This is a genomic window from Actinophytocola sp. (genome assembly GCF_035942955.1).
GTDB lineage: Bacteria > Actinomycetota > Actinomycetes > Mycobacteriales > Pseudonocardiaceae > DASYTH01.
On sequence record NZ_DASZCQ010000179.1, the window covers coordinates 1 to 5,247 of the forward strand.

General features: G+C 73.6%; 6 protein-coding genes. 3 read left to right on the forward strand and 3 right to left on the reverse strand.

What is annotated here, in order from left to right; all coding sequences use genetic code 11:
* On the forward strand, nt 1-1,651 hold a 1,651-nt coding region (locus VGX25_RS17825; RefSeq protein WP_326918934.1), incomplete at its 5' end, for an AAA family ATPase.
* Here the strand turns inward: VGX25_RS17825 and VGX25_RS17830 are convergent.
* Genes VGX25_RS17830 through VGX25_RS17840 form a run of 3 tightly spaced genes read right to left on the reverse strand, consistent with a single transcriptional unit; the run spans nt 1,633 to nt 3,455 of the window.
* On the reverse strand, nt 1,633-2,544 hold the full coding sequence (locus tag VGX25_RS17830; RefSeq protein ID WP_326918935.1) for a nucleoside hydrolase: 912 nt from the start codon (nt 2,542-2,544) through the stop codon (nt 1,633-1,635). The genes VGX25_RS17825 and VGX25_RS17830 overlap by 19 nt on opposite strands.
* Before the next feature lie 9 nt (nt 2,545-2,553).
* Nucleotides 2,554-3,135: a LytR C-terminal domain-containing protein gene (locus VGX25_RS17835; protein ID WP_326918936.1), complete on the reverse strand. Its 582-nt coding sequence runs from the start codon at nt 3,133-3,135 to the stop codon at nt 2,554-2,556.
* On the reverse strand, nt 3,132-3,455 hold the full coding sequence (locus tag VGX25_RS17840) for a DUF3263 domain-containing protein (RefSeq protein WP_326918937.1): 324 nt from the start codon (nt 3,453-3,455) through the stop codon (nt 3,132-3,134). Before VGX25_RS17840 ends, VGX25_RS17835 begins: the two co-directional genes overlap by 4 nt.
* A 118-nt stretch (nt 3,456-3,573) precedes the next feature.
* Between VGX25_RS17840 and VGX25_RS17845 the strand changes: the two genes are divergently transcribed.
* Entirely contained in the window at nt 3,574-4,149 is a 576-nt protein-coding gene (locus tag VGX25_RS17845; protein ID WP_326918938.1) for a peptide deformylase, read from the forward strand.
* Between the two features lie 87 nt (nt 4,150-4,236).
* Nucleotides 4,237-5,184, forward strand: a complete 948-nt coding sequence (locus VGX25_RS17850; protein ID WP_326918939.1) for a S1C family serine protease — start codon at nt 4,237-4,239, stop codon at nt 5,182-5,184.
* Nucleotides 5,185-5,247 lie beyond the last annotated feature (63 nt).

Below are 5,247 nucleotides of genomic sequence, written 5' to 3' on the forward strand. Positions count from 1 at the left end.
GGCGGCCTCGGCCGAGGCCGCCGCCGACCCGGGAACCGTGGCGGATCTCGCGGTGCGGCCCGAGCCCGCGCAGCCGCCCCCGCCGATCACGGATCTGGTCGGCGCCCAGGACGCCGCGCGCCGGCTCACCGAGTGGTTCGAGCTGGCCTTCCAGCGACCCGAGCTGCTGCAGCGGCTGGGCGCGGCGCCGCGGCTGGGCGTGCTGCTTTCCGGACCGGAGGGGGTCGGCAAGGCCACCCTGGTGTACTCGGTGGCCCACCACGTCGGCGCGAAGGTGGTCGAGCTGGTCGCGCCGACCGTCGCCGCCCTGGAGGCCAACGCCGCCGCGCGGCGGATCACCGACGCGGTGGCGGCCGCGCGCTCGCACGTCGACGCCGGCACGCCCGCCGTGCTGATGATCAACGACGTGGACGCCCTCGTGCCGGCCACCAGCCCGCCGCCGCTGGCCACGGTGGTGATCGACACCCTGCGCGCCGCGGTGCGCACCCCGCGGCTGGCGATCGTGGCCACCACCGCCCACCCGGAGGCCGTCGACCCGCGGGTGCGCGGCGTCGAGCTGCTCGACCGGGAGCTGATGCTGCCGCTGCCGGACGGCAAGACCCGCACCGAGCTGCTCAGGGTGCTGCTGCGGGACGCGCCCGTCGAGTCCGATGTGGACTTCGGGCAGATCTCCGAGCGGACGCCGGGCTTCGTCGCCGCCGACCTGATCGCGTTGCGCCGCGAGGCCGCGCTGCGGGCGGCGTTGCGGCAGAAGGACGCCGAGGAGCCGCGGATCGCCGGCACGGACCTGCTCAGCGCGCTCGAGACGATCCGGCCCACCTCGATGTCCACATCGGACACCTTACAGACCGGCGGGCTGACCCTGGACGACGTCGGCGACATGGCCGAGGTGAAGCAGTCGCTCACCGAGGCCGTGCTGTGGCCGCTGCAGTACCCGGATTCCTTTGCCCGGCTCGGGGTTTCGCCGCCGCGCGGGCTGCTGCTGTACGGGCCGCCCGGATGCGGCAAGACCTACCTGGTGCGTGCGCTGGCCGGCACCGGCAAGCTCAACGTGCTCGCGGTCAAGGGCGCCGAGCTGCTGGACAAGTGGGTCGGCGAGTCCGAGCGGGCGGTGCGCGAGCTGTTCCGCAGGGCCGCCGAGGCCACGCCCGCCATGGTCTTCCTCGACGAGGTCGACGCGCTGGCCCCGCGCCGCGGCCAGTCCGCCGACTCGGGCGTGGCCGACCGGGTGGTGGCGGCGCTGCTCACCGAGCTGGACGGGGTGGAGCCGCTGCGCGACGTGGTGGTGCTCGGCGCGACCAACCGGCCGGAGCTGGTCGATCCCGCGCTGCTGCGCCCCGGCCGGCTGGAGCGGCTGGTCTACGTGCCGCCGCCGGACGCCGAGGCGCGGCTGGAGATCCTGCGCGCGGCCGGGAAGAACACCCCGCTCGCCGCCGACGTCGACCTCCCGGCGCTCGCCGCCGAGCTCGACGGCTACTCGGCGGCCGACTGCGCGGCGCTGATCCGCGAGGCCGCCCTCACGGCGATGCGCGAAACGCTGGACGCGGCCGAGGTGACCGCCGCGCACCTGGCCGAGGCCAGGGAAACCGTGCGCCCGTCACTGGACCCGGCCCAGCTCGCCACCCTGGCCGCCTACGCCGAGTCGCGGTAGGCGCCCAACTTGCGGAACAGATCGCCGAAGATCGCGTCGCGGTCGACGGTGAGCAGCTCGCGGACGAGGTGCCGGCGCGGGTCGTGGCTCCAAGTCAGGTCCGCGGTCAGGATCGGGCTGTGCACCAGCGCGCTCGGCGTCCAGCCCGGGTCGATCAGGTAGGCGATCGCGCCGATGTCCCAGAGCACCTTGGACCGTCCGAAGTGGTCGGTGTAGTAGGCCTCGTAGATCCCGGCCAGGTAGCCGCCGAGCGCCCCGCACGGCCGGACGAACCAGTCGATCTCGGCCAGCGTGGTGCGCAGGTGCTCGGTGACGTTGAGGCACGGCACGTGGACCAGCGGCACGCCGGAGTCGAACAACACCCGCGAGGCGTCCGGGTCCTGCTCGAGGTTGAACTCCGCGGCCGTGTGCCAGGTGGTCGGGTTTCCGCCCAGCCACACCACGACGATCTGCTCGGCGAGGTCCGGGGCGGTCAGCAGCGCGCTGGCGACGTTGGTCGGGGCGCCGATCGCCACGACGTACAACGGGTCCGCGGCGTCGTGGCCGCCGGCCCGGTCGATCAGGTCGGACGCCGCCGCGCTCGGCACCGCGCCGGCGCCGGTCAGCCACCGCGTGGAGCCCTCGAAGGCCAGGCCGGCGGGATCCCTGCCGAACAGGCCGAGGATGCGGACGATCTCGTCGTAGCTGCGCCGCATCCCGGCCTCGGGCGTGGTCGTCCGGTTCTGGAACGGCGCAGCGTAGACCGCGTGGAGCCGGATCCGCTCTGGCGACAGCAGCGCGTAGACCAACGCGAACTGGTCGTCGATCTCGTTGTACGTGTCGGTGTCGAGCACCACGTCGAGCGGTTGACCGGCCTGGGCATCCGGCGGCTCGAGCCGCGCGAGCTGCTGCATGAGCGCAGGCTACTTGCCGCCGTAGTCGTTGGTGACGATGACGATCAGGCCCGGCGCGGAGTTCACGATGCCCTCGAAGCGGGGCTCGACCCGCAGGTTGAACCGGCCGCCCAGCTCCCGTGCCGCGGCCTCCTCCTCGGTGCCGGTCCGGAAGTAGACCGTGCTCGTCGGGATGATCCCGAACGGGTAGTTGCCGACCTCGACGACGTTCCACCCGTCGCCCCGGAAGTCGTTGGCGGCCTGGGCGGCCAGGCGCGGGATCGTGCCGTTGTTGAACACCCGCACCGAAACGTCGCGCGGGTTGGGCGGCGGCGGGGGCTGGGGCGGCGGCTCGGTCGTGGGGTTGTTGCCCGGCGGCGGGCTCGTCGGGGGCGGGTTGGTGGGCGAGGAGGGCTGCGCGGATCCGCTCGGCTGGGTGCCGGGCGGGTTGGCAGTGGACGACGTCGGCGGGAGGTCCGGCGGCGCGGCGTTGCCCGCGCCGCCCTCGATGAGCGTGATCACGCCGAGCACGGCGGCGATCACGGCGATGCCCATCAGCATCAGGCCCGCCGCCCTTGCGGGACGGGTGCCGCCGGGATCCTGAGTCGTCATGGCCGCTCGATTCCCAGCCGGCGGGCCGCGCGGGCCCGCTGCCGGTGCGTGCGCAGCCGGCGCAATCGCTTGACCAGCATGGGATCGGCCTCCAAGGCCTCCCGTTTCTCGAGCAGCCCGTTGAGGACCTGGTAGTACCGGGTGGCGGAGATCTCGTACCGTTCTCGGATAGCCTGCTCCTTGGACCCGGCGTGGGTCCACCACTGCCGCTCGAACGCCAGGATGTCGCGCTCCCGGTCGGTCAGACCGCCGGTGGCCGGACCGCGTGGGGGCGAGGGAGCCGGTTCGCCGGGCTCGGCCGGCAACTCAGCGGCGTCCATCGGTGCCCATCGACCTCCCGAACTCGGGCGCGGGAATCACACGAGTGTCATTCTGACCGTCATTACACCACGTCCGCCCCCGCCAATGGCGCAGAACCACTGCCTAAGCTGTCGTGCCATGGCCGTTCGACCGATCCGGATCGTGGGCGATCCCGTTCTGCACCAACCGACCCGCCGCGTCGAGACGTTCGACGACGAGCTGCGCACGCTCGTGGCCGACATGTTCGACACGATGGCCGCGGCCAACGGCGTGGGGCTGGCCGCCAACCAGGTCGGCGTGGACCTGCGGGTGTTCGTCTACGACTGCCCGGACGACGACGGGGCGCGGCGCCGCGGGCTGGTGATCAACCCGGTGCTTGAGACGTCCGAGCGGCCGGAGACCATGCCCGACCCGGACTCCGACCTCGAGGGCTGCCTTTCGGTGCCCGGCGAGTCGTTCCCGACCGGCCGGGCATCCTGGGCCAAGGTCACCGGGGTCGACCTCGACGGCGCGCCCATCGAGGCGGAGGGCACCGGCTACTTCGCGCGCTGCCTGCAGCACGAGACCGACCACCTCGACGGGCTGCTCTACCTGAGCCGGCTGACCGGCCGCTACACCAAGGAGTCCAAGCGCATGCTCAAGCGCAACGGCTGGGGCGTGCCCGGGCTGTCCTGGGATCCGGCCGCCGAGGAGGACCCGTTTCGCTCGCGGTGAACGCGGCGCGGGGAACACCGGGGTCTGGCGCAGACTTGTAGTACGTGCAACGGTGTAATCCTCCGGGGTGTCGAGGCGGTGGTGAGCATGAGCGAGAACGCCGAGCTGCACACCCCGCCGGACGCCGAGCTGCTTGACTCGTACTCCCGCACGGTGAGCGCGGTGGCCGCGTCGCTGACCCCGCATGTGGCGAGCGTGACGCTCAGCCGCGGCGGCGGGTCGGCCGTCGTGTTCACCGACGAGGGCCACCTGCTGACCAACGCGCACGTGATCGGCTCGGGCCGGCGCGGCACCGTGACGTTCTCCGACGGGTCCGAGGCGCCGTTCGCCGTGGTCGGCTCCGACCCACTGTCCGACCTGGCCGTGCTCAAGGCGCGCGGCGACGCGCCAAGGGCCGCCCGGCTCGGCGACGCCGACCGGCTGGTGGTCGGGCAGCTCGTCGTGGCCGTCGGCAGCCCGCTCGGCCTGGCCGGGTCGGTCACCGCGGGCGTGGTCAGCGCGCTCGGCCGGTCCCTGCCGGTGCGCACGAGCCGGGCCGGGCGGGTGATCGAGAACGTGATCCAGACCGACGCGGCGCTCAACCCCGGCAACTCCGGCGGCGCTTTGGCCGACTCCGCCGGGCGGGTCGTCGGGATCAACACCGCCGTCGCCGGGTTCGGCCTCGGCCTCGCCGTCCCGGTCAACGCCACCACCCGCCGCATCGTCGACACCCTCATGGTCGAGGGCCGCGTGCGCCGCGCCTACCTCGGCGTCGTCGGCACCCCCGCCCCGCTGCCGGACGACATCGCCGAACGCACCGGCCAGCGCGCCGGCCTGCGCGTGGTCGAGGTCGTCCCCGGCGGCCCCGCCCACCGCGCCGGCCTGCGCCCCGGCGACCTCGTGCTCACCGTCGGCCGGGAACGCATCTCCGACGCCCAGGGCATCCAGCGCCAGCTGTTCGCCGAGGTCATCGGCCTGGACCTGCCGATAACCGTGCTCCGCAACGGCGCCATGGTCGACGTCTACGCCCGCCCGGCCGAGCTCACCGCGGACTAGCCGAATCGGCGAGCCCGGCAAAGTCGCGAAGATCGCCACGTGAGTGGCGGCGGGCGGGGGGGG